Source organism: Lentibacillus kapialis, from assembly GCF_014646635.1.
Classification (GTDB): Bacteria; Bacillota; Bacilli; order Bacillales; family Amphibacillaceae; genus Lentibacillus; species Lentibacillus kapialis.
The window spans coordinates 1-18,343 of record NZ_BMNQ01000008.1 but is presented as its reverse complement, the minus strand read 5'-3'; the positions used below and the strand labels follow the sequence as shown (position 1 = coordinate 18,343).

Annotated in this window: 23 protein-coding genes; 22 read left to right on the top strand and 1 reads right to left on the bottom strand. The window is 42.1% G+C overall.

From position 1 onward, the window contains the following. Positions 1-2 precede the first annotated feature (2 nt). The 14 genes from IEW67_RS05100 to rsmI all read left to right on the top strand — a co-directional run bounded on the left by IEW67_RS05100 (position 3) and on the right by rsmI (position 9,292). The gene (locus IEW67_RS05100) at positions 3-320 is read left to right on the top strand and encodes a YbaB/EbfC family nucleoid-associated protein (protein ID WP_188631987.1); all 318 of its coding nucleotides are present in this window, start codon (positions 3-5) and stop codon (positions 318-320) included. A 97-nt stretch (positions 321-417) separates the two neighbouring features. After that, positions 418-1,014 (top strand): recombination mediator RecR, encoded by a 597-nt coding sequence (gene recR / locus IEW67_RS05095; protein ID WP_188631986.1) that lies wholly within the window; start codon positions 418-420, stop codon positions 1,012-1,014. A gap of 15 nt (positions 1,015-1,029) precedes the next feature. Continuing rightward, complete coding sequence (locus IEW67_RS05090) at positions 1,030-1,248, top strand: YaaL family protein (protein ID WP_188631985.1); 219 nt, start codon at positions 1,030-1,032, stop codon at positions 1,246-1,248. Between the two features lie 71 nt (positions 1,249-1,319). Then, positions 1,320-1,583, top strand: a complete 264-nt coding sequence (locus IEW67_RS05085) for a pro-sigmaK processing inhibitor BofA family protein (RefSeq protein ID WP_188631984.1) — start codon at positions 1,320-1,322, stop codon at positions 1,581-1,583. A 406-nt stretch (positions 1,584-1,989) separates the two neighbouring features. Beyond that, positions 1,990-2,181, top strand: a complete 192-nt coding sequence (locus tag IEW67_RS05080) for a sigma factor G inhibitor Gin (protein WP_188631983.1) — start codon at positions 1,990-1,992, stop codon at positions 2,179-2,181. Between the two features lie 83 nt (positions 2,182-2,264). Beyond that, positions 2,265-3,707, top strand: coding sequence for an aminotransferase class I/II-fold pyridoxal phosphate-dependent enzyme (locus IEW67_RS05075; RefSeq protein ID WP_188631982.1), 1,443 nt, complete (start codon positions 2,265-2,267; stop codon positions 3,705-3,707). Between the two features lie 156 nt (positions 3,708-3,863). Continuing rightward, the gene (tmk, locus tag IEW67_RS05070) at positions 3,864-4,517 is read left to right on the top strand and encodes a dTMP kinase (RefSeq protein WP_188631981.1); all 654 of its coding nucleotides are present in this window, start codon (positions 3,864-3,866) and stop codon (positions 4,515-4,517) included. Then, positions 4,514-4,843 (top strand): cyclic di-AMP receptor DarA, encoded by a 330-nt coding sequence (gene darA / locus IEW67_RS05065; protein WP_188631980.1) that lies wholly within the window; start codon positions 4,514-4,516, stop codon positions 4,841-4,843. Before tmk ends, darA begins: the two co-directional genes overlap by 4 nt. Before the next feature lie 100 nt (positions 4,844-4,943). After that, positions 4,944-5,933, top strand: a complete 990-nt coding sequence (gene holB / locus IEW67_RS05060; RefSeq protein ID WP_188631979.1) for a DNA polymerase III subunit delta' — start codon at positions 4,944-4,946, stop codon at positions 5,931-5,933. A 4-nt stretch (positions 5,934-5,937) separates the two neighbouring features. Further along, positions 5,938-6,765 carry a PSP1 domain-containing protein gene (locus IEW67_RS05055; protein ID WP_188631978.1) on the top strand — a complete coding sequence of 276 codons (828 nt, stop codon included), beginning with the start codon at positions 5,938-5,940 and terminating at the stop codon, positions 6,763-6,765. 14 nt (positions 6,766-6,779) lie between these two features. Further along, positions 6,780-7,124: a DNA replication initiation control protein YabA gene (gene yabA / locus IEW67_RS05050; RefSeq protein ID WP_188631977.1), complete on the top strand. Its 345-nt coding sequence runs from the start codon at positions 6,780-6,782 to the stop codon at positions 7,122-7,124. A gap of 288 nt (positions 7,125-7,412) precedes the next feature. Further along, the gene (locus IEW67_RS05045; RefSeq protein WP_188631976.1) at positions 7,413-8,159 is read left to right on the top strand and encodes a tRNA1(Val) (adenine(37)-N6)-methyltransferase; all 747 of its coding nucleotides are present in this window, start codon (positions 7,413-7,415) and stop codon (positions 8,157-8,159) included. Beyond that, positions 8,146-8,439: a GIY-YIG nuclease family protein gene (locus tag IEW67_RS05040; protein WP_188631975.1), complete on the top strand. Its 294-nt coding sequence runs from the start codon at positions 8,146-8,148 to the stop codon at positions 8,437-8,439. The genes IEW67_RS05045 and IEW67_RS05040 overlap by 14 nt, the downstream gene beginning before the upstream one ends. Beyond that, positions 8,417-9,292 (top strand): 16S rRNA (cytidine(1402)-2'-O)-methyltransferase, encoded by an 876-nt coding sequence (gene rsmI / locus IEW67_RS05035; RefSeq protein WP_188631974.1) that lies wholly within the window; start codon positions 8,417-8,419, stop codon positions 9,290-9,292. The genes IEW67_RS05040 and rsmI overlap by 23 nt, the downstream gene beginning before the upstream one ends. A 228-nt stretch (positions 9,293-9,520) precedes the next feature. On the opposite strand, the gene abrB is transcribed toward rsmI, so the two are convergent. Then, positions 9,521-9,799 (bottom strand): transition state genes transcriptional regulator AbrB, encoded by a 279-nt coding sequence (gene abrB / locus IEW67_RS05030; protein WP_188632045.1) that lies wholly within the window; start codon positions 9,797-9,799, stop codon positions 9,521-9,523. Positions 9,800-10,217: 418 nt separating this feature from the next. On the opposite strand from abrB, the gene metG reads away from it, so the two are divergent. The 8 genes from metG (at position 10,218) to IEW67_RS04990 (ending at position 18,121) form a co-directional block, all read left to right on the top strand. Then, positions 10,218-12,176: a methionine--tRNA ligase gene (metG, locus tag IEW67_RS05025; RefSeq protein WP_188631973.1), complete on the top strand. Its 1,959-nt coding sequence runs from the start codon at positions 10,218-10,220 to the stop codon at positions 12,174-12,176. A 67-nt stretch (positions 12,177-12,243) separates the two neighbouring features. Beyond that, positions 12,244-13,020 (top strand): TatD family hydrolase, encoded by a 777-nt coding sequence (locus IEW67_RS05020; RefSeq protein ID WP_188631972.1) that lies wholly within the window; start codon positions 12,244-12,246, stop codon positions 13,018-13,020. Between the two features lie 314 nt (positions 13,021-13,334). After that, positions 13,335-14,618 (top strand): resuscitation-promoting factor, encoded by a 1,284-nt coding sequence (locus IEW67_RS05015; protein ID WP_188631971.1) that lies wholly within the window; start codon positions 13,335-13,337, stop codon positions 14,616-14,618. 118 nt (positions 14,619-14,736) lie between these two features. Further along, complete coding sequence (gene rnmV / locus IEW67_RS05010; protein ID WP_188631970.1) at positions 14,737-15,306, top strand: ribonuclease M5; 570 nt, start codon at positions 14,737-14,739, stop codon at positions 15,304-15,306. Next, positions 15,299-16,183 carry a 16S rRNA (adenine(1518)-N(6)/adenine(1519)-N(6))-dimethyltransferase RsmA gene (gene rsmA, locus IEW67_RS05005; RefSeq protein ID WP_188631969.1) on the top strand — a complete coding sequence of 295 codons (885 nt, stop codon included), beginning with the start codon at positions 15,299-15,301 and terminating at the stop codon, positions 16,181-16,183. The genes rnmV and rsmA overlap by 8 nt, the downstream gene beginning before the upstream one ends. Before the next feature lie 203 nt (positions 16,184-16,386). Then, positions 16,387-17,256: a sporulation peptidase YabG gene (gene yabG, locus IEW67_RS05000; protein WP_188631968.1), complete on the top strand. Its 870-nt coding sequence runs from the start codon at positions 16,387-16,389 to the stop codon at positions 17,254-17,256. A 202-nt stretch (positions 17,257-17,458) separates the two neighbouring features. Then, on the top strand, positions 17,459-17,719 hold the full coding sequence (gene veg, locus IEW67_RS04995) for a biofilm formation stimulator Veg (RefSeq protein ID WP_188631967.1): 261 nt from the start codon (positions 17,459-17,461) through the stop codon (positions 17,717-17,719). Positions 17,720-17,950: 231 nt separating this feature from the next. Further along, positions 17,951-18,121 (top strand): small, acid-soluble spore protein, alpha/beta type, encoded by a 171-nt coding sequence (locus IEW67_RS04990; protein WP_188631966.1) that lies wholly within the window; start codon positions 17,951-17,953, stop codon positions 18,119-18,121. Positions 18,122-18,343 lie beyond the last annotated feature (222 nt).

Below are 18,343 nucleotides of genomic sequence, written 5' to 3'. Positions count from 1 at the left end.
CCATGAAGGGAAATATGAACAATATGATGAAGCAGATGCAAAAAATGCAAAAGAAAATGATGAAAGCTCAGGAAGAACTTCATGAAATGACATTTGAATCTTCAGCGGGGGGCGGAATGGTGACCGTCGTGGCCAATGGCAAAAAGGAAATAACGGATATACAAATCTCAGAAGAAGTTGTGGATCCTGATGATGTTGATATGCTGCAAGACCTTATTTTGACTGCGACAAATGATGTGATCAAGCAAATTGAAGATAAGACGAATGACACGATGGGAGAATTTACAAAAGGGATGAATTTGCCTGGCGGAATGTTCTAATCATCGAAAAACATGTGATAGATGACCTTGTATGAAAAACTCCAGTATCCATCCGCTATAGCGGTCAGGTCTGAGTTTTTCTAATGGAGGCGTATGTATGTATTACCCGGAACCGATTTCCAAACTGATTGACAGTTTCACAAAATTGCCAGGGATCGGCCCTAAAACTGCTGTTCGTCTGGCATTTTTTGTTTTAAATATGAATGATGACGACGTGATGGATTTTGCCAAATCGCTGGTGAACGCAAAACGTGAATTAACACACTGTTCAAACTGCGGCCATATTACAGATCAGGATCCATGTGCCATTTGTCAGGATACGTCCCGTGATAGCTCTGTTATCTGTGTCGTACAGGATCCGAAAGATGTTATTGCGATGGAAAAAATGAAAGAATTCAACGGGAGATACCATGTGCTGCATGGTGCGATATCACCAATGGACGGGATTGGCCCTGAAGATATAAATGTGCCGGACCTGATTAACAGATTGAAAGATGAAGCGGTTGAGGAGCTGATACTGGCGACAAACCCAAATATTGAGGGTGAAGCGACAGCAATGTATATTTCCCGTCTTGTTAAGCCATCAGGCATCAAAACGAGCCGTATCGCCCACGGATTACCGGTTGGCGGAGACCTTGAATATGCCGATGAAGTAACGCTGTCAAAAGCATTGGAAGGCAGAAGAGATCTATAAAGACAGGTGAGGCGCATGGGGAAGAAACGGAAAAAACAGGCAGTTGACGAGCAATTATTGGATTCATTGTTCACGCTTGAAAAAGAGTGGAAAGACATCCAGTCAATTGTGAAAAAAAGTATCGAACCAACAGATGATGGCCATTATAAAGAAAATCTCGCTCAGGCAAAGTACTTATTCTTATGGCGGGAGGCAAGATATCGTAAAATCAGTGCTATCAGATACAATCCATAGATTTCAGTTCTTTTTCCGGATGCTCTTTCATATAAAAGTAGAAAGGGACAAGGAAAAGGGAGTGATTCGGCATGAGTTCGACACTGGTTATTTCGATTATGGTTGCGTTGATCGTCATTCTATTATTTGTGGGAGCTCCTGTTAAACCAATGCGTTTTATTGCCAACAGTACTGTGAAATTGGGAATCGGCATATTGTTTTTGTTTTTCTTTAATGTGTTCGGCGGGGCAATCGGTCTGCATATTCCTATCAATCTATTTACCGTCCTGATTTCAGGATTTTTAGGTTTGTTTGGCCTGACATCACTGGCCGCCATTCACTTATTTATTTTATAGTGTCAGGAAGTATACATGATGGATGATCTTATAGTGCGTGGTCAAAAACGAGGCTAAAAAGGATCAAGAAGTTCGAGACGGCGGAGTTTCGAGGAGCGAAAGGGTATGCCTTTAGATACATGAGCACAAGTAATGCTGTCCTGAATCCGCTTCGCACGCAGGAAAAGTGTTTTTCTTTTCCAAGGAGCGGAGAAACAAGCCAACGAAGAAATTCGAAGTGTCATTTTTACCGGACTTTTTGAATAACCTCTTATAAGAAAAATTTGTTCTGGCCTGTGCTTGTATGAAGTGTAAAGAAATAAGCCCCTCCGGAATATACTTTTATTGAAAACAGCTTTTAAAAAGTTTCAATGATTTGTATAAAATTCGTTAGATTAGGAGACACTAAACTAACGGAGGTGGGGACATGGTACAAAAACTAATGACGGAACGGTGCGGGATTTGCGAAGAGGAAAAGGAACGAGGCATTCATTTATACAAATTGTTCATTTGTTGTGAATGCGAAACGAACATGATTCATACCGAACCAAGAGAAGAAAAATATCGCTATTATCTGCAAAAATTAAAAAATATGAATCAGCCAACACTATATTCCTAGAACACAAGGGACCGCTCAATTTGTTGCAGCGGTCCTTTGTGTTGATTATGATAATGATCAGACATACAAAAAGGACGGTTATCATGAATCTTAATCAGAACAACACACCATTATTTGATGCCCTGAACCAATTTTACCGCAATGATCCGATTTCATTTCATGTGCCCGGCCACAAAAGTGGCAAAATTTTCGAGAAATATGCACGGGAATTTTTTGATGCGATATTGCCATTGGATTTGACGGAACTGCCCGGACTTGATGACTTACATGGAGCGGGCGGTGTGATTGATGAAGCTCAGAAACTTGCTGCAGCATACTTCGGTGCGGACCAAACCCACTTTTTGGTCGGCGGTAGTACAGCAGGGAATCTGGCCATGATATTATCAGTTTGCGCTGCAGGGGATAAAATTGTGGTTCAGCGCAACTGTCATAAATCAATTTTTAATGGATTGGAACTGAGTGGTGCAAAGCCTATTTTCATGGCACCGGCATTTGATAATTCGGTCAATCGTTATACGGCACCGGATATTAAAACAATCAAAATGGTTCTGCAGCAACATCCGAATGCCAAAGCTGTGGTACTGACTCATCCGGATTATTTTGGTCAATCATTTGGGATAGAAGAAATGATTAATCTCATTCATGAATATGATATACCAGTCCTGATTGATGAAGCGCATGGTGTCCATTTTTCAAGCAGCACGATGTTTCCAGAGTCTGCTTTGACACATGGGGCGGACGCGGTTGTTCAGTCGGCACATAAGTTAGCTCCTGCAATGACAATGGGTGCTTTTTTGCATGTTCAGTCAGAACGGCTCTCCAATAGCCGGATTCATCACTATTTGCAGATGATTCAGTCAAGCAGTCCGTCATACCCGATTATGGCTTCGTTGGATTTGGCACGTTCGTTTTTGGCAAATTTAACGGAACATGAAATGGCATTGATAATGAAAAGTACCCGTGATGTCAGAGAAATTTTAGACTCGAGTGAGTCTTGGGACGTCCTTCCGGCAGATGACCCGCTGAAAATAGTACTGGAGGCAAAACCAGGCATCACTGGTGGTATGATAGCGGAGTTGTTTGGACAGGAAGGTATATTGCCGGAGTTTTCCACTAACTATCAGGTTTTATTCATTCATGGACTAGCTCCTTTTGAGGCAGTTAAGCGGCTAAAAAAAGTCATTAGGCAGATTGATGCACAATTAAAAAATCAACGCAATCATGATATAATGAATGTAGACAATCTTTTTACAGAACAATTGACGGAACTGGATTTAGATTATTCAACCATGTCGCGCATGTCGCGGTACCAGTTGGCCCAAATACCGCTTGAAGAGGCAGAGGGATATATTGCGGCAGAAGCAATCACACCGTATCCGCCGGGGATTCCTTTTATCATGAAAGGCGAGCGGATTAACCGCATCCATATCCGAGCGGTGAAAGAGTTAGCACAGAAAGGTGTTCATATGCAGCATTTCGATATAAATGATGGAATAAACGTTTTTCTCGCATCTAATCAGCGATAAGATTTTTTTCATTTCTATCCAACTCGGGGTGCAGTTGGAAGAGGATAAGTGGTGGTCCAACTGCCAGTACATGTCCTTTTCGGTTCAACTGACTATCAGCGGGACAAACTCGCTACTGATTGAGGTTTCACTTTATTAACAAAGGAGCAACAACACGTGAAGGGTTACTTTATTACATTGGAGGGTGGAGATGGTTCCGGTAAGTCGTCAATTCTCCAAACGCTATCAGCAAAACTTACAGGAATGGGTTATGATGTCCTGGCGACTCGGGAACCAGGTGGTATTGAAATAGCTGAGAAAATACGTGGGATTATTCTCGACCCGGCACACACAGCTATGGATGGACGTACCGAAGCCCTTTTATATGCGGCATCCAGACGTCAGCATTTGATAGAAGTCGTCCTTCCTGCTTTGAAATCAGGAAAAATTGTCTTATGTGATAGGTTTGTTGACAGCAGTCTTGCCTATCAAGGTTATGCAAGAGGACTTGGGATGGAAGAAGTATTTTTGATAAATAAGTTTGCCATACAGGATGCTATGCCTGACTTAACATTATTTCTTGATATTGAACCAAAAAAGGGATTGGCCCGTATTGCAGCGAATAAAGATAGGGAAAGGAACCGCCTTGACCTTGAAGAAATCCGGTTCCATGAACAGGTTTATGAAGCATATCAATTACTTGTATCCAGATATCCTCACCGGATTCAAGTAATTAATGCAGACCAGCCATTCACACAAGTCGAATGTGACGCAGTCAAATATATCGATTTCCACTTAAAAAATAAGCAAAAAAGGGGTGAAGAGCCGTGAAGTTACTAGTTGCAGTTGTTCAGGACAAAGACACTAACCGTCTCCTTGATGCTTTGGGTGAAGAGAACTTTAAAATTACGAAGCTGGCAACAACCGGCGGATTTTTAAAAGAAGGAAACACTACATTGATGATCGGCTGTGAGGATCAATATGTCGATCATGCATTGAATGTCATCAAGGACAATTGCTCCAAGCGCGAACAGATGGTAGCACCGATTTCTCCAATGGGTGGTAATGCCGACTCGTATATTCCAAAACCAGTCAAAGTCGAGGTTGGTGGTGCGACCGTATTTATCCTTCCGATCGAACAATTCATACAGTTTTAGTTCACAGGCATTGCAGGCTAGAGCCGCGATGCCTGACCAAAAACCGTAAACTGCTGACATGCAGGATTTATAGGTCAATATATAATAAAGAGGGAAGAAAATGAAAACGTGGTCTGACATAGCCGAAATCCAGCCGCTGGCCAGCAGAATCATAACCAACAGCATTCATAAAGACCGCATCTCCCACGCTTACTTGCTTCAGGGTGAACGCGGAACAGGGAAAACAACGATTGCCACATTACTTTCAAAGACACTCTTCTGTACAAACCGGTTTAATGTTGAGCCTTGTCAGGAATGCAGTGCGTGCAAACGGATCGATTCGGGCAACCATCCTGACATGCACTGGATCGAACCGGATGAACAGTCCATCAAAAAAGAACAGATTGAACATCTTCAAAAGGAGTTCATTTATTCAGGCCTGGAAACCGACCAAAAGGTATATGTCGTGAAAGGTGCTGATACGTTAACAATGAATGCATCTAATCGTATTTTAAAATTTTTGGAAGAACCATCCAAAAAGACGACGGCGATTTTGATGACCGAAAACAGTTCATCAATTATTCCGACTATTCGGTCGCGCTGTCAGACGATTGATTTAAAGCCGCTCAATCCGCAGGCGTTTCAGCAGCAGTTAATCAATCAAGGGATTTCCCGAGGGACGGCTGTTTTACTGAGCACATTAACCAACAACTTGGATGAAGCAATTTCTTGGAATGGGGATGAGTGGTTTGCTCAGGCAAGAAAATTAATGATACAATTGGTAGAAATATTTTCAACACATACAAATGATGCTTTTTTATTTATCCACCAGCAGTGGATACCGCATTTCAAGGAACGCCCTCAGCAGGAACAGGGTCTGGACCTTTTGATGTTGGCATTTAAAGATATACTTTATTACCATATCGGCAAAGAAGAGGACATGATCGTTTTTTTCAAGGAAGATGAGAAAATCAACAATCTGGTGATGTTCTTCTCACAGGAAAAATTGCTGGAAATATTGAATAATCTGCTTGATGCAAAACGAAAACTCAAGCAAAATGTCCACCCGACACTTGTGATGGAGCAGCTCACCATTCAAATACAGAGGTGATTGAATGATAGAAGTAATTGGGGTCCGTTTTAAAAAAGCGGGTAAAATATATTATTTTGATCCAGGAAACATTGATATAGAGGTTAACCAATATGTTGTTGTTGAAACGGTTCGCGGGATTGAGTTTGGAAAAGCAGTCATTACGAATAGACAGGTTGACGAAGAGGATGTTGTCCTTCCGCTTAAGAAAGTTATTCGTGTGGCGGATGAAAAAGATAAATCAGCAGTGGTTGAAAATCACGAACTTGCTGATAAAGCGCTGGAATCAGGAACTCAAAAAATTAAAGAGCACCAGTTGGATATGAATCTGGTGGACGTTGAATATACATTTGACCGCAATAAAATTATTTTTTACTTTACGGCTGATGGTCGTGTCGATTTCCGCCACCTTGTAAAAGATCTGGCAGCAACCTTTAAAACACGGATTGAACTAAGACAGATTGGTGTGCGCGATGAGGCCAAAATGCTCGGCGGAATCGGGCCGTGCGGCAGATTGCTTTGCTGCTCAACTTTTCTTGGCGACTTTGAGCCGGTTTCGATTAAAATGGCCAAGGATCAGAATCTGTCCCTTAATCCTGCAAAAATCTCGGGATTGTGCGGCAGACTGATGTGCTGTCTCAAATACGAAAACGATGACTATGAAACGGCAAAACGTGAAATGCCGGATATCGGTGAGAAAATCAACACGCCGTACGGTGAAGGAAATGTCATCGGTTTGAATATTCTGGAACGTGTCATTCATATAGAAATACCCGAAAACGAACATGTTATTGAATATACCTTAGATGAGATGGTTGATGAAGGTATTATTACAGCGCAAGCCACAGAATAGTGGGGTGAATAAGCGTGTCACAGCGGCAAATTTTCGATCAGGTGTCCGATATGGAGACCCAGATTGGCGAATTATATGAACAGCTTGGTGATTTAAAGGGCAAACTAAGCAATCTCTTAGAGGAAAAGCATCGCTTGGAAATGGAAAATCACCATTTACGCGGCCGCCTGGAGCAAGCGGATGATGATTTTAAGGAAAATAAAGTGGTAAATGATTCTAGTATTATACCCGGAGAAGGCTACGACAACCTGGCACGGCTGTACGAAGAGGGTTTTCATATTTGCAATGTCCATTTTGGCACGCCACGACAGGAAGAAGATTGCTTATTTTGCCTTCAGTTTCTTAGTAAAACAAAATAGCATATTATAGAGGTTGTTCAAAAAGTCCGGTAAAAATGACACTTCGAATTTCTTCGTTGGCTTGTTTCTCCGCTCCTTGGAAAAGAACACCACTTTTCCTACGTGCGATGCAGATTCATGGAAGCATTACTTATGCTTATGTATTTAAAAGCATATATTCCGCTGCTCGAAACTGCGCCGCCTCGAACTTCTTGGTCCTTTTTATCCTCCTTTTTGAACACGCACTTATAGGACTGTCTCTAGCCGATAGAGACAGTTTTTGTATCGCTGAAAGAACGGAAGTGTTGAATGGTACAATTATTTGATGATGAACGGCTGGACTATTTGCTGTCAGAAAACAAGATGCATATTATTCAGAGCCCTGAAGTATTTTCATTTTCCCTTGATGCTGTATTATTGGCTCAATTTGCGTATGTTCCGATCAAAAAGGGCAATATTCTTGATTTATGTACCGGTAATGGTGTGATACCATTATTGTTATCCCGACGGACGAATGCGTCAATCACAGGAGTTGAGATACAGGGGCGGCTTTTTGACATGGCGAAGCGGAACATGGAATTGAACGGGCTGGCAGATCAACTCACGATGATTCATGGTGATTTGAAGGAAATGAAAAATGTGCTTGGACACAGCAGATTTGATGTGGTCACCTGCAACCCGCCATATTTCCCGACACCCGCCAGAACAGAACACAATCGAAATAATCATTTAACGATTGCCCGCCATGAAGTGCACAGCACACTGGAAGATACCGTCAAAGCAAGCAAATTGCATGTGCGTCCGGGCGGTAAAGTTGCAATGGTACATCGTCCGGCTAGATTGGCCGATATTATCACGTTATTCCGTCAATATAAAATTGAACCTAAGCGGCTTCAGTTTATCTATCCTAAGCACGGACGGGATGCTAATATGATTTTAATTGAAGGAATCCGGGATGGAAGCGCTGATTTGACAACTTTACCGCCTTTATATATTTATAATGATGATAATACGTATACAACGGAAGCAGAGGAGATTATTTATGGAAAACAATGAGCATATCGTTTATATCTTAAAATGTGCTGATGACACGCTTTATACCGGGTATACAAATAATCTGGAGCAACGTGTTCAAATGCACGAGGAAGGAAAGGGCGCTAAATATACACGCGGCCGCGGACCATTTCAAGTGGTATTTGTAGAGAAGTTTGAAACGAAAGAGGATGCCTTGCGCAAGGAACATGAGATTAAACAGCTATCACGGAAAGGGAAAGCCGAGTTAATCCGGGATAAGCTGAAAGAAGTGATAAAATATGAAAATTCAAAAGAGCTTTAGCGGACAGGAAAACAGCACGGTTTATGTCATACCGACGCCGATTGGCAATCTAGAAGATATAACGTTTCGTGCATTGAGGGTATTGAAGGAAGTTTCCATCATTGCCGCTGAGGATACGAGGAACACAAAGAAGCTGTTGCATCATTTTGATATTTCCTCCTATCTCATCAGTTATCATGAACATAATAAAGAAACACGCGGCAGGCAGCTGTTGGACCGGCTTGACAATGGTGAATCAATTGCTATTGTCAGTGATGCAGGTATGCCCGGTATATCAGATCCGGGATATGAATTCGTTCAGACAGCGATTGAATCTGATTATCCAGTTGTTGTACTGCCGGGAGCGAATGCAGCCTTATGTGCATTGGCCGGGTCAGGGCTGCCCGCGGATGAGTTTTTATTCTACGGATTTCTGCCACGCAAAAAGAAGGAGAAAGAAACGGAACTCGCGCGGATAAGATTGATCAGTGGCACGCTTATTTTCTATGAATCACCTTTCCGGATAAAAGATACGTTGAAAATGGTATATACCCATCTTGGCAACCGCCGGGTTACAATAGCCCGAGAATTAACGAAGAAATTTGAGGAATATGTACGCGGCACTGCTGCAGAAATTATCGATTGGGCTGATAAAACGGAATTGAAAGGTGAATTTTGCCTGGTGGTTGAAGGGGCTTCCCAAGAGTGGACACAGGAAAATGACCGTTGGTGGAGCAGTCTTTCAGTCGTTGAGCACGTTTCTCACTATATTAATGAATCGGATTTATCGAGTAAAGATGCCATCAAATGTACCGCTTCTGACCGGCGCATGCCAAAACGGGACGTTTACCAAGCATACCATATTGATCAATAGCAATGCGGTTTAATGACCATGCATAAATGTCACCATTAAACCCTCTATTATTTTTGCTTTCTGATCTTTGAACAAAGACGCTGGAGCCGGACGTGGTAACATTCGACAAAGCATCGATAAAGCTAAAAATTTTATACTTTCTGACGTTAATAAAAAAACAGCTGACGTTGGACAACCAAAGCGTCAGCCGTTTTTTACACATACAGATGTTTTTATATAACATTTGAGTTACTTATCTAATCGGGATTGAAGTTCTTCAATCAGTTGCTCTGCCCCATTAGGACTAAGGACGATTTTACCATTTGCCAATGAGAAGTTATCATCTGAATTTTCCCCTGTGATTTGACATGTCATATTCGGTATATGTTTTCGCAATATAACCCTGTCATCGTCGATGTAAATCTCCAGTTCATCTTTCTCGTTAATGTCAAGCGTACGGCGCAATTCAATCGGAAGAACGACACGACCGAGTTCATCAACTCTCCGAACGATTCCAGTGGATTTCATGTTTTCCATTTCTCCCCTCTAAATGGCTTGTTTACTGCCAGGTATTCCAAAATTTTTCGGCATGTTTCGACAGTTACTTATGGAATATAGTACCAGTCATTATAATAAGTGTCAATAAATATATATACTAAAATATAAATAAATGAGAAAATTTAATAAACTAAACAACGTATATGTTTTTTGTTAAAATAACGTTTATCGTGACATTTCAACCGACATAAATAGCAGTTTTTTGCCTTATCCTGCATGTAACAGGCTGCAGCATCCGTCAAAGACGGCGGCTATCTGTTCATAAATGCCCGATTCTGTTCAGCTAACATTCAGTGGGAAAAAAGCGTCCCACTGAATGAAGTTTCACTTTATTGGCAAACTGATTTAAAATAGCTACAATAGAAATAATGATAGAGGAGGCAAGCCAATGCCAAACAGAAAGAAAACATTTTATATCACAACCCCGATCTATTATCCGAGCGGAAATTTACACATAGGACATGCCTATTCCACAGTTGCCGGTGATGCTATGGCACGCTATAAGCGGCTGCGCGGATACGACGTTATGTACCTGACCGGGACGGATGAACATGGTCAGAAAATCCAGCGTAAGGCGCAGGAAAAAAACATGGAGCCACAGGAATATGTCGATGATATTGTCACTGGTATCCAAAGCCTATGGGAGAAGCTGAAGATTACCAATGATGACTTTATCCGCACCACGGAGGAACGGCATAAACAAGTGGTGGCTCGTATTTTCGATCAACTCGTGAAACAGGGTGATATATACCTTGATGAATATGAAGGCTGGTATTGTACATCATGCGAATCGTTTTTCACGGAACGCCAATTGGATAATGGGCACTGTCCCGATTGCGGTAATCCTGTTGAAAAGGTGAAAGAGGAGTCGTATTTCTTTAAAATGAGCAAGTATGTTGATCGGCTGGTGGCATTTTATGAGGAAAATCCGGAATTCATTCAGCCGGAAAGCCGCAAAAATGAAATGCTGAACAATTTCATTAAACCTGGTCTGGGCGATTTGGCTGTATCACGGACAACCTTTGACTGGGGAATTAAAGTGCCGGGAGATCCGAAGCACGTTATCTATGTATGGATTGATGCTCTGACCAACTATATTACAGCGTTGGGCTACGGAACGGATGACGATTCATTGTACCGGAAATTCTGGCCAGCAGATGTTCACCTGATGAGTAAGGAAATCGTCCGTTTTCACACGATTTATTGGCCGATTATGCTGATGGCATTGGATCTGCCATTGCCGAAAAAAGTCTTTTCACATGGATGGATATTGATGAAAGACGGTAAAATGTCCAAGTCGAAAGGAAATGTGGTTGATCCTATTCAGTTGACTGACCGGTATGGGCTTGATGCGCTGCGGTATTATTTGTTGCGCGAAGTTCCATTCGGTTCTGACGGTGTGTTTACGCCTGAAGGTTTTGTTGAGCGGATGAATTACGATCTGGCAAATGATCTTGGTAATCTGCTGAACCGCACTATTGCGATGATTAAAAAATATTTTGACGGCGAAATGCCGGCATACATTGCATCTGAAACAGACGTTGAACAATCTTTGGAAAAACTGCAGAGCGAAACAATCGAAAAGGTTGAAAATGCGATGGAAAATATGCAGTTTTCAGTCGCCCTTTCGTCATTATGGCAACTGATCAGCCGTACCAATAAGTATATTGATGAAACAGAACCATGGATTCTTGCCAAAGACGAAGCAAACAAAGAGCGACTTGGCAATGTGATGGCCCACCTTGCTGAATCACTACGCAAAATCGCGATTATGCTACAGCCATTTTTGACGGAAGCACCTCAGGAAATCTCCCGTCAGCTTGGGTTGGATAAAACCTTACTGAATGAATGGGATAATGTTTATCAAAATGGGCTGATCAAAGCAGGAACTCCCGTTCAGAAAGGCGAACCCATCTTTCCGCGGCTTGATGTCGAAAAAGAGGTTGAAACCATCAAGGCAATGATGCAAAAGCCGGCGCAGGAGGAAGAAAAGGCAACAAGTCAAATTCCGGAACAAAAAGAGGAAATCGCGATTGACGACTTCATGAAGTTGGATTTGCGGGTGGCAGAAGTTCTGAACGCTGAACCGGTGAAAAAGACCGATAAATTGCTGAAGATTCAGCTTGATGCCGGTACAGATAAGCGGCAAGTCATATCCGGGATAGCTGAGTTTTATAAACCGGAAGATCTGATCGGAAAAAAAGTTATCTGTGTGACCAATCTGAAACCTGTGAAACTTCGGGGGGAAAATTCTGAAGGAATGATCCTTTGCGGTGAAGACGACAGCGGGCAAGTGGTTCTGACTTCGGTTGAACAGTCATTGCCAAATGGCTCAATCGTAAAGTAATGATATAAAATCGGGAAAAGGTCAGCTCAGCCGAGTTTGGCCTTTTCCTATGATAAGGAGTGGCGCTATGTTATTTGATACGCATGTTCATTTGAACGCGGACCAGTTTTTTGAAGATCGGGAAGAAACCATCCAGCGGGCTTTTGATAACGGGGTGAAATACATGGTTGTTGTCGGGTTTGACCGTCAGACAATTCCGCTGGCAATTGAGATTGCAGAGGCATATGAAACAATTTATGCAGCAGTGGGATGGCACCCGGTTGATGCCGTGGATATGACCGATGAAGATCTCACTTGGATTGAGGAACTCGCAAGTCATCCCAAAGTAGTGGCGATCGGCGAAATGGGACTGGATTATCATTGGGACAAGTCACCTGAGGATGTGCAGAAAGAGGTTTTTCGTAAACAGATAGCTTTGGCCAAAAAGGTCAATATGCCAATTATCATCCATAACCGTGAGGCAACAGAAGATATTATGGAGCTGCTGCAGGAGGAAAAAGCTCATGAAATCGGTGGTATTATGCATTGTTATAATGATTCGCCCAGATATGTGCAATCTTTTCTAAATATGAATTTTTATATATCGCTCGGTGGCCCGGTTACGTTCAAAAATGCCTCTCTACCAAAGGAGGCAGCGGTTGAAATTCCTCTTGACCGGCTGCTGGTTGAAACGGATGCCCCGTTTTTGGCTCCTCATCCAAATCGGGGCAAACGTAACGAACCATCCTACGTCAAATTAATTGCTGAGAAAATTGCTGAACTTCGGGGAATACCGTTCGATGAGCTTAGTAGCATAACGACAGAAAATGCTTTTAAATTTTTCAACATCACCAAAAAACCTTGAAATTTGTCGTAATCTCTTTGTAATAAAAACGTTTTTTTCAATGAGGCCGGATAAGTTTACGGTCTCATTTTTTATAACGTCAGAAAGTATAAATGATGGATGACCTTATAAGAAAAGCTTCGGCATTCGCTATAAGACGAGGCGAATGCCAAGTTTTCTAATGTGCAAAAGTTGTTATGCCAGTATTTATAGAGATTTGTTATACGATGGTTACCTTTTGTAATTTAAATGTAAACTAACCGTAAACGAATTTTCGTTGTAATTGCATAGTACTGTCTATATAATCAAAATCGCGATGGAAGGAGGCAAAAAAGATGAATGTTTTTTCTAATCTTTTGCCGAAAGGAATCTGGCAATGGATTGTGTCTGGAGTTGGGTTGTTAGCACTTATTGTATTTTCAGGATTTATCATTGTTGAAACAACCGAAGCAGAAGTAGCCATTGTTGATAATGGAGAAAAGCGGGTTATTGAGACACACGCGGATACCGTTGACGAATTACTGGATGAAACAGGTATTGCCTACGACGAACATGACAAACTATCACATAAAACCGATGCTGTGATTGAAGACGGCATGACGATTACATACAAAAAAGCAAATGAAATTACCCTTATGATTAATGGCAACGAAAGAGATTACCATACAACGGCTGACAATCTCAATGAATTTCTTGAAGAACAAGGGATTGATGTCACCAAACATGATAAAACTTCTCATTCCAAAAAAGAAGCTATAACTGATAAGATGGTCTATTCGATTGATCGGGCATTTCAGGTAACGGTTAATGACGGCGGTGATAAACAAAAAGTCTGGACCACCGGCGGAAAAGTCGGGAAGCTTCTGGATGAAAATAAGATTACGCTTGATGGTGCAGACAAATTAAAACCTGGTAAGGATAAAAATATCAAAGAAGATCGCCCCATCACCATTACACGTATTAAAAAAGAAACGGATCAAGTAAAAGAAACCATTGATTTTGAGGTAGAAGAGCGCAAGGATAATACCCTTGAGAAGGGTGAAAAGAAGGTCATTTCTAAGGGGCAAGAAGGTACTCTCGTTAAAACGTTTGAAATAACAAAAGAAAATGGAAAAAAAGTCAACAAAAAACTTGTTAATAAAGAAGTGAAACAGGAAAGCAAAAAACGCATTGTAGCACTTGGTACGAAAGAAAAAGAGCCAGAGCATAACCTGACTACATTGTCCTCGGAAAGTAGCAACAGCAAAGAAAGTAGCCCGAAAAGCGACAGTGAACCAAAAAGCAGCAGCAAATCAAGCAGTAATGATACCAGCAGCAGGTCGAGCAACGGGGAAGTACTGCAAATGTCGGCGACAGCTTACTCAGCAGATTGTTCCGGATGTTCAGGTGTTACAACCACCGGTATCAATTTAAATGAAAATCCTAACATGAATGTTGTTGCCGTTGATCCAAGTGTTATTCCGCTGGGAAGCAAAGTACATGTGGAAGGATACGGAACTGCGGTTGCCGGCGATACCGGCGGAAACATCACAGGAAACCGTATTGATCTACATATGCCATCTCAGGCAGATGCACTCAGTTTTGGCAGAAAATCGGTTACAGTCAAAATTCTTGATTAAGATATGGTATAATGCTCCTGTCACATGTGACAGGAGCATTACTGTATTCCGACTATCAACTGGCAGCAAATACACGGATCATTCATCTAACAATCCAATTATGAGAAGAGGTATGTATGTGAAAGTAAAAGAGATCATTGTTGTGGAAGGACGCGATGATACGTCTAAAATCCGTCAGACAGTGGAGGCGGACACAATTGAAACAAATGGCTCCGCAGTCAATGATCGTGTGATAAAACAGATCAGACACGCGCAAGCTAAACGGGGAGTCATAATTTTTACAGATCCAGACTATCCCGGTGATCGGATTCGTCATATTGTCGATCAGGCTGTACCGGGCTGCAAACATGCTTTTTTGCCGCGTGATGCCGCTCGTGCGAAACATTCAGTCGGAAAAAGTCTCGGAATCGAACATGCATCGCCTGAGGCAATAAAGGAAGCGCTTCATGGCGTTTATGACATAACTGAAAGAGAGGCTTCCGACATTTCGAGAAATGACCTGATTTCGGCAGGTCTGATTGGCGATTCGAAGGCGGCCGCAAGACGGGACCACCTTGGTGAACTGCTGCAGATTGGGCATACCAACGGCAAGCAACTCCTCAAACGGCTTACCATGTTTCAGATCACAAAAGATCAATTTGATAAGGCCATGTACCAGGTTATCCAGGAGGAAAATAAAGATGGCTAAATGGATTGCAACGCCTAAGCGGACAAAGGAGATACTCGGGGCGCATGGATTTTCCTTTAAAAAAAGTTTGGGACAGAACTTTATTATCGATGTTAATATCCTGAACAATATTATTCAAAAGGCAGGTATTGATAAGCAGTCCGGTGTCATAGAAGTCGGTCCCGGCATTGGTGCGCTCACAGAGCAATTGGCGTTTTATACCGATAAGGTGATAGCCTATGAAATTGATCAGCGTCTGCTCCCCATCCTGCAAGATGCACTGGCGCCATATGATAATATACAAATCATCCATCAGGATATTCTGGAAGCGGATCTTTCTGCTATGGTGCAGAATCAGTTTAAATCTGATCAGCCAATTCATGTCATTGCTAATCTGCCGTATTACATCACGACACCAATTTTGATGAAATTGCTGCGTGAACATTTACCGGTAACACGCTTTACGGTTATGATCCAAAAAGAGGTAGCTGAGCGGATGGCTGCAAAGCCAAATAATAAAAAGTATGGCTCATTGTCCATTGCCGTACAGTATTATACGCGTGCAGAAGTGGTCATGAATGTACCTAAAAGCGTCTTTATGCCGCCACCAAATGTTGATTCGAGTGTTTTGAAACTGACTAAGCGAGAGTCACCTCCTGTTCAGGTCACCGATGAAAGCTTTTTTTTCGCTATCGTTCAAGCGTGTTTTGCACAACGGCGTAAAACGTTGCGTAATAATCTTATCAGACACTTTAAAGCATCACTCGGCAGCGAGACGACAGCAGATGGCTTGAAGCAGGCGGGGATTGACGGGACAAGGCGTGGCGAATCCCTGAACATGAAGGAGTTTGCAGTCTTAGCCAACACATTTCACACAATAATTGAAAACAGTACGTAAAACTGTTGACCTCATATGGCAACAGTTTTCTTATTGCCTTTATGGCGAGCTTCTGTACAGAATAAACACAAGGCAAGCCCTGGTATCATAGCCTGTAGATAGAGACCTATTTAGCATGAATGCTACTTAATCAGCGGAGAAGCCAATTCACGCTGGCTGTAGTTGCATTTCATCATCCGGATCAGAGGCTATGAGGTGTATTTATGAATTTTTCAGCAGGTGAACGTGTCACACGCCAATCACATAATCATGATTTATTGTTCCGTATTGCATCAATCACCGGGGATACAGCTATCCTCCATGGCGAGGATATGCGGCTGGCAGCAGATGCACCTTTGGATGATTTGGAGCATGTCGGGAAAAGAGATTTAAAAATGCTGAAACAGAAGGTGCGGGAGCAGGAGGAATATTCTTACCGGTTGTTTCGGCAGGATTATCGGTTAATGAAAGATAAGCGCGATTATCACTCAGGCAATGGATATCAGCATACTGCCGGTTTATTCCAGTTGCCAGCCAAGGTTCTGCATGTGGACGGTGACCGGACTTATCTTAGAAAATGTACCGAACTATACCAAAGGGTGGGTTTGGAGGTCCATGGGGTCTACGTTCATGAACAAGAAATGCCACAAGAAATTGGCCCGCTCGTAGACGCTGTTCAGCCCAATATTATTGTGATTACAGGCCACGATGCCTTTTCCGAAAATAAAGGGGCTAAAAGCGATCTTCGTGCCTACCGCCATTCAAAATATTTTACTGAAACTGTTGTAAATATAAGAAAAAAGAATCCTCGACTGGATGATCTGGTGATATTTGCCGGTGCTTGCCAATCGCATTTTGAATCGCTTATCCGGGCCGGGGCGAACTTTGCGAGCTCACCATCCCGCATTAACATTCACGCACTGGACCCGGTTTATATTGCAGCAAAAATCGCGTACACACCGTTTATGGAGAAAGTGGCAGTATGGGATGTCCTCCGCAATACATTAACTGGCGAAAAGGGTATGGGAGGCGTGGAGACAAGGGGGCTTTTACGAACAGGGATGCCCTATATCCCGGAGGAGAATGACAATTAAAATTTTAGTATCAACCATGGAATCGGCATCACGCCGATTCCGGTCACATATGCATACATAATTTGTAAAGAATTTGTCATAATAAGCATGAAAGGGCAATTTTTCTTGTTGACATCTAAAAAGCTATACTGGTATAATAAAAAGTTTTACTTGACTGTTATACAAGCATATGCTAACATGATTATGAGTGAGGTGGAGTATAGTGGCAAAAACATTAATCGAAATTAAGCAAGGTCTTGAGTGTCATGTCGGCCAACGATTACGTTTAAAAGCAAACGGTGGCAGACGCAAAACAATTGAACGCTGCGGCATATTAGCAGAAACATATCCTTCTGTTTTTATTGTTGAATTGGATCAGGACGAGAATGCATTCGAACGTGTTTCATACAGCTATGCCGACGTTTTGACCGAGACAGTGGAGTTGAACTTTCAGGGTGGGAAAGCAATGATTGCAGAGCAGTGACCTTTGGTTTACTGCTTTTTTAATTGATATAAGCTGTCTGTTATGTTGAACATCATTCCGGCTGATTTAAGTTCGCCTTTTTTAGTTTTGTAATGGTATCAAAATAATATACGAAAACATCCGGTAATAAAAATTTCCTTTTTTGTATACATATTACGGGTGTTTTTTGCTGTGGTCTCCATAAACTATAGATGTCGTAACCACTCTTGACAGGAAAGGGGATATTCTTTCATGGCCAGACGCAGCGGAGCAATGTCAGATCAATTGAAAGAAGAAATTGCAAAAGAGTTAGGTTTTTACGACACAATCCAGAAGGAAGGCTGGGGCGGCATCAGAGCACAGGATGCCGGCAATATGGTGAAACGTGCAATTGAAATGGCCGAGCAAAACATGAAGTCATGAGGCAGACCCTTTAGGGGGTTTGCCTTTTTTATAACGTCAGAAAGTATAAATTATGGATGACCTTATAAGAAGCTTTGGCATTCGCTATAAGACGATGCGAATGCCGAGTTTTTCTAAGAAGATCAGAAAGTATATAATTTTTAGCCCTATTGATACTTCGTCGAATATTGCCACGTCCGGCTCTAGCACTAATGCTGTAGCGTGACTCCTCGATAAGTCAAT

Bases quoted from the DNA above. Each gene is read 5' to 3' on its own strand.
- IEW67_RS05075 (WP_188631982.1), top strand. From the start codon at position 2,265: ATGAATCTTAATCAGAACAACACACCATTATTTGATGCCCTGAACCAA.
- rsmA (WP_188631969.1), top strand. From the start codon at position 15,299: ATGGCTAAATGGATTGCAACGCCTAAGCGGACAAAGGAGATACTCGGG.
- holB (WP_188631979.1), top strand. From the start codon at position 4,944: ATGAAAACGTGGTCTGACATAGCCGAAATCCAGCCGCTGGCCAGCAGA.
- IEW67_RS05040 (WP_188631975.1), top strand. From the start codon at position 8,146: ATGGAAAACAATGAGCATATCGTTTATATCTTAAAATGTGCTGATGAC.
- IEW67_RS05090 (WP_188631985.1), top strand. From the start codon at position 1,030: ATGGGGAAGAAACGGAAAAAACAGGCAGTTGACGAGCAATTATTGGAT.
- IEW67_RS05100 (WP_188631987.1), top strand. From the start codon at position 3: ATGAAGGGAAATATGAACAATATGATGAAGCAGATGCAAAAAATGCAA.
- IEW67_RS05080 (WP_188631983.1), top strand. From the start codon at position 1,990: ATGGTACAAAAACTAATGACGGAACGGTGCGGGATTTGCGAAGAGGAA.
- IEW67_RS05015 (WP_188631971.1), top strand. From the start codon at position 13,335: ATGAATGTTTTTTCTAATCTTTTGCCGAAAGGAATCTGGCAATGGATT.
- IEW67_RS05020 (WP_188631972.1), top strand. From the start codon at position 12,244: ATGTTATTTGATACGCATGTTCATTTGAACGCGGACCAGTTTTTTGAA.
- rsmI (WP_188631974.1), top strand. From the start codon at position 8,417: ATGAAAATTCAAAAGAGCTTTAGCGGACAGGAAAACAGCACGGTTTAT.
- IEW67_RS05055 (WP_188631978.1), top strand. From the start codon at position 5,938: ATGATAGAAGTAATTGGGGTCCGTTTTAAAAAAGCGGGTAAAATATAT.
- abrB (WP_188632045.1), bottom strand. From the start codon at position 9,799: ATGAAATCCACTGGAATCGTTCGGAGAGTTGATGAACTCGGTCGTGTC.
- yabG (WP_188631968.1), top strand. From the start codon at position 16,387: ATGAATTTTTCAGCAGGTGAACGTGTCACACGCCAATCACATAATCAT.
- metG (WP_188631973.1), top strand. From the start codon at position 10,218: ATGCCAAACAGAAAGAAAACATTTTATATCACAACCCCGATCTATTAT.
- IEW67_RS05085 (WP_188631984.1), top strand. From the start codon at position 1,320: ATGAGTTCGACACTGGTTATTTCGATTATGGTTGCGTTGATCGTCATT.
- IEW67_RS05045 (WP_188631976.1), top strand. From the start codon at position 7,413: ATGGTACAATTATTTGATGATGAACGGCTGGACTATTTGCTGTCAGAA.
- IEW67_RS04990 (WP_188631966.1), top strand. From the start codon at position 17,951: ATGGCCAGACGCAGCGGAGCAATGTCAGATCAATTGAAAGAAGAAATT.
- recR (WP_188631986.1), top strand. From the start codon at position 418: ATGTATTACCCGGAACCGATTTCCAAACTGATTGACAGTTTCACAAAA.